Origin of the sequence: Solibacillus sp. FSL R5-0449, from assembly GCF_037975215.1 — a bacterium.
Lineage (GTDB): Bacteria > Bacillota > Bacilli > Bacillales_A > Planococcaceae > Solibacillus.
Genome location: NZ_CP150239.1, coordinates 40,001 through 45,000, shown reverse-complemented (window position 1 = coordinate 45,000; position 5,000 = coordinate 40,001). Strand labels below are relative to the sequence as shown.

General features: G+C 44.5%; 2 protein-coding genes and 2 rRNA genes (1 of these 4 cut by a window edge). 2 read left to right on the top strand and 2 right to left on the bottom strand.

The features are described from left to right. Window positions 1–248 precede the first annotated feature (248 nt). Window positions 249–437, top strand: coding sequence for a hypothetical protein (locus tag MKY27_RS00195; protein WP_339174638.1), 189 nt, complete (start codon window positions 249–251; stop codon window positions 435–437). 333 nt (window positions 438–770) lie between these two features. After that, window positions 771–1,703, top strand: a complete 933-nt coding sequence (locus tag MKY27_RS00190) for a DNA primase (protein ID WP_339196771.1) — start codon at window positions 771–773, stop codon at window positions 1,701–1,703. A gap of 223 nt (window positions 1,704–1,926) precedes the next feature. On the opposite strand, the gene rrf is transcribed toward MKY27_RS00190, so the two are convergent. Continuing rightward, window positions 1,927–2,042 (bottom strand): 5S ribosomal RNA (gene rrf, locus MKY27_RS00185). A gap of 87 nt (window positions 2,043–2,129) precedes the next feature. Further along, window positions 2,130–5,000 (bottom strand): 23S ribosomal RNA (locus MKY27_RS00180) (it continues 58 nt past the right edge of the window).

Here is a 5,000-nt window from a genome sequence, read left to right as displayed (position 1 = left end):
CTGCACAGAAGTTTCGGTTAAGAATTCTCCCCTTTTTAAAGTATGTTGTTACCCCTTTAATCTTCCAATTACTATAATCAATTTTACGCTGTCTGTACCTTCGAACTTAAAGCCTTCTTCATAATGAAAGTTTCTAACTCTTCTACGAGAAATACAAACTACTGAAGTTAAAATTATACGTAATAAAAATTGTAACTTTTTTACAAAATATATGTATATACATTATATAACAAAAGGAGGAAATTAATATGACACCTATTGAAGATCAAAAATGCAAAAACTGTGGAGGTACTGAACTAGATGAAGCTACAGATTACTTGTTACTAAGGAAAAGTAAAGTTTCGTTTGTTGGATCTGAAAAGATTTATACTTTTTGTACAAACTGCGGGGAAGTCCAATCAATTCGCCTTACCAATCCAAATGTTTTTAAAAAGTAAAATAGACAAGGGGCCTTTCTAAATACTTTAGGAAGGCCCCTTTATAATGATCAGCAAATTAATTGAGCCAAGATTCCTTCACTTCCCTCAATATAATAGAAGTTTCCTATATCCCTCTTTTTTCAATTGTTTCAGAAATAACAGTTATCACTAAAAAAACAACTTCAAAAATTCTTGATCATTCCATACTTTAATTAACTTATAAAATATCTTTTCAACTCTTTTTAAAAAATTGGTATAAAACTGAACGATTAAGAATAGAAAAAAGTAGAGAAGTAAATTTAGCAAAGCATAGAATAGAAAAATTCCCCGTAGAACAGGAGAGAAGAAAAAATGGAACAAACGATTTCGATAGAGAACCGTATTAAAGAAATTTTTGCAGATGATCCGCTGTATTTAGTGATTAAAGAAACACCAACTGAACAACTCTTTTTATCGGAACCTTATTTGTCCAACCTCATCGAAAAAAAATTCTATTCCACACCTGAAGTGGCCAGCTGGTTTGATGTCACTGATGCACAGATACGCTACTATATTAAACCGTTTGAAGAGTATCTCTTTGATGATGAGACCTCAAATCCTACTACCGCATCCGTTATCCGTTTAGACTTCAAAGCCGTTTTAAAATTGCGCATGATTTTACTGCTAAAAGACGAATATCGAGTAAAAGGTTTAAAGCAGCTGTTACGTATTAATAAGGACGGCCATATTGTCAAAAAGAGAACTTCAACCACAACTGAAGTCGGAATGCCTGATAACATTGAGTACAGACTCAATGCCATGAGCCAAGCACTAGAGCAGATTATGAAGACAGGTTTATTTAAAATGGAACATAATGAAGAGACCAAGCAAATGCAGCTAAGCTTGAACCACGATTTCTTTAAACAGGAAATTAAAGCCCTCCCTCCAGAACCTTCGCAGGAATTGGGAGAAATACAAATGGCTACTAAAAAGCTTGAACAGGAAAATACGGAATTGAAAATGAAGGTAGAGGAAATCATGGCTTCGAATAAAGAGGATATCGCAATTCGAATTAGGGAAAAAGCGATTGAGCAGCTTGTGCTTAGCCGTTTGCAAAATGAAGCAGTTCAACAGTACTCACAACAAAAAAAGCCGACACTTTTCCAAAAACTTTTTCGTTCTGCGCAATTGGAAGTCGATAAAAAGCTTTACATCGCAGCATATATTGAAGAAAAATTTACTAAACAATTAACCCAGGCACTCCTGGAATACCATGAACAATCTTTAAGCTATCAAGATGAGTGATTCAAAACGCTTCCTTCTTTAAGGGAGCGCTTTTAAATTACGTAAATAATATGCTAAAAGGCTATAGAAACATTTCAATTCTAATTTTTTCTGTAAGCACAGCTTGTTATCTTTATTTCCTTTCTGGAAATATCTTAGTTACTCTAAATTTAAACCTAAAGTTGATTACATTTTAATTTAAACAAAACAAAAAACCCACTGATTTCTCAGTGGGTTTACATGTGCGAAGCGACGTCCTACTCTCACAGGGGGAAGCCCCCAACTACCATCGGCGCTAAAGAGCTTAACTTCCGTGTTCGGTATGGGAACGGGTGTGACCTCTTTGCCATCATCACTTCACTATAGTGGGCTTTAAAAAGCCTATGTAAAAGAATTTTCATTCTTTCAAAACTGGATAAACGTTTCATTGAGTTTGTGCAATAAAATGTGGTTAAGTCCTCGACCGATTAGTATTCGTCAGCTGCATGCGTCACCGCACTTCCACCTCGAACCTATCTACCTGATCGTCTTTCAGGGGTCTTACTTACTTGCGTAATGGGAAATCTCATCTTGAGGGGGGCTTCATGCTTAGATGCTTTCAGCACTTATCCCGTCCATACATAGCTACCCAGCGATGCCTTTGGCAAGACAACTGGTACACCAGCGGTATGTCCATCCCGGTCCTCTCGTACTAAGGACAGCTCCTCTCAAATTTCCTACGCCCACGACGGATAGGGACCGAACTGTCTCACGACGTTCTGAACCCAGCTCGCGTACCGCTTTAATGGGCGAACAGCCCAACCCTTGGGACCGACTACAGCCCCAGGATGCGATGAGCCGACATCGAGGTGCCAAACCTCCCCGTCGATGTGGACTCTTGGGGGAGATAAGCCTGTTATCCCCGGGGTAGCTTTTATCCGTTGAGCGATGGCCCTTCCATGCGGAACCACCGGATCACTAAGCCCGTCTTTCGACCCTGCTCGACTTGTAGGTCTCGCAGTCAAGCTCCCTTATGCCTTTACACTCTACGAATGATTTCCAACCATTCTGAGGGAACCTTTGGGCGCCTCCGTTACTCTTTAGGAGGCGACCGCCCCAGTCAAACTGTCCGCCTGACACTGTCTCCTACCCCGCTAAGGGGCATGGGTTAGAAGTTCAATACAACCAGGGTAGTATCCCACCGACGCCTCCTTCGAAGCTGGCGCTCCGAGATCTCTGGCTCCTACCTATCCTGTACAAGTTGTACCAAAATTCAATATCAGGCTACAGTAAAGCTCCACGGGGTCTTTCCGTCCTGTCGCGGGTAACCTGCATCTTCACAGGTACTATAATTTCACCGAGTCTCTCGTTGAGACAGTGCCCAGATCGTTACGCCTTTCGTGCGGGTCGGAACTTACCCGACAAGGAATTTCGCTACCTTAGGACCGTTATAGTTACGGCCGCCGTTTACTGGGGCTTCAATTCACAGCTTCGCTTGCGCTAACCGCTCCTCTTAACCTTCCAGCACCGGGCAGGCGTCAGCCCCTATACGTCACCTTACGGTTTTGCAGAGACCTGTGTTTTTGCTAAACAGTCGCCTGGGCCTATTCACTGCGGCTTCTCTAGGCTATGCACCCAAAGAAGCACCCCTTCTCCCGAAGTTACGGGGTCATTTTGCCGAGTTCCTTAACGAGAGTTCTCTCGCACACCTTAGGATTCTCTCCTCGACTACCTGTGTCGGTTTGCGGTACGGGCACCTCTCACCTCGATAGAGGCTTTTCTTGGCAGTGTGAAATCAGGAACTTCGCTCATACGAGCTCGTCATCACAGCTCAACGTTAAAGTATGCGGATTTGCCTACATACACGCCTTACTGCTTGAACACGCGCAACCAACGGCGTGCTTACCCTATCCTACTGCGTCCCCCCATTTCTCAAACGGTGAGGAGGTGGTACAGGAATATCAACCTGTTGTCCATCGCCTACGCCTATCGGCCTCGGCTTAGGTCCCGACTAACCCTGAGCGGACGAGCCTTCCTCAGGAAACCTTAGTCATACGGTGCATGGGATTCTCACCCATGTTTCGCTACTCATACCGGCATTCTCACTTCTAACCGCTCCACCAGTCCTTCCGGTCTGACTTCAACGCTGTTAGAACGCTCTCCTACCACGCATACTCAAAGTATGCATCCACAGCTTCGGTGAATCGTTTAGCCCCGATACATTTTCGGCGCAGCGTCACTCGACCAGTGAGCTATTACGCACTCTTTAAATGATGGCTGCTTCTAAGCCAACATCCTGGTTGTCTAAGCAACGCCACATCCTTTTCCACTTAACGATTACTTGGGGACCTTAGCTGGTGGTCTGGGCTGTTTCCCTCTTGACTACGGATCTTATCACTCGCAGTCTGACTCCCGTGTATAAATATCCGGCATTCGGAGTTTGTCTGAATTCGGTAAAGCGAGATGCCCCCCTAGTCCAAACAGTGCTCTACCTCCGGTATTCTCAATCACGAGGCTAGCCCTAAAGCTATTTCGGAGAGAACCAGCTATCTCCAGGTTCGATTGGAATTTCTCCGCTACCCACACCTCATCCCCGCACTTTTCAACGTGCGTGGGTTCGGGCCTCCAGTGAGTGTTACCTCACCTTCACCCTGGACATGGGTAGATCACCTGGTTTCGGGTCTACGACCACGTACTAATTCGCCCTATTCAGACTCGCTTTCGCTGCGGCTCCGTCTTCTCAACTTAACCTCGCACGTAATCGTAACTCGCCGGTTCATTCTACAAAAGGCACGCTATCACCCATTAACGGGCTCTAACTACTTGTAGGCACACGGTTTCAGGATCTATTTCACTCCCCTTCCGGGGTGCTTTTCACCTTTCCCTCACGGTACTGGTTCACTATCGGTCACTAGGTAGTATTTAGCCTTGGGAGATGGTCCTCCCGGATTCCGACGGAATTTCACGTGTTCCGCCGTACTCAGGATCCACTCTGGAGGGAATGAACTTTTGACTACAGGGCTTTTACCTCGTTTCGCGGACCTTTCCAAGTCGCTTCGTCTAGTTCATTCTTTTGTAACTCCGTATAGAGTGTCCTACAACCCCAAAGAGCAAGCTCTTTGGTTTGGGCTCTTCCCGTTTCGCTCGCCGCTACTCAGGGAATCGAATTTTCTTTCTGTTCCTGCAGGTACTTAGATGTTTCAGTTCTCTGCGTCTGTCTTCGACACGCTATGAATTCACGTGAAGATACTATCCGATTAAAGATAGTGGGTTCCCCCATTCGGAAATCCCCGGATCAAAGCTTACTTACAGCTCCCCGAGGCATATCGGTGTTAGTGC

Coding starts and splice junctions, on each gene's coding strand:
- MKY27_RS00190 (WP_339196771.1), top strand. CDS start 771: ATGGAACAAACGATTTCGATAGAGAACCGTATTAAAGAAATTTTTGCA.
- MKY27_RS00195 (WP_339174638.1), top strand. CDS start 249: ATGACACCTATTGAAGATCAAAAATGCAAAAACTGTGGAGGTACTGAA.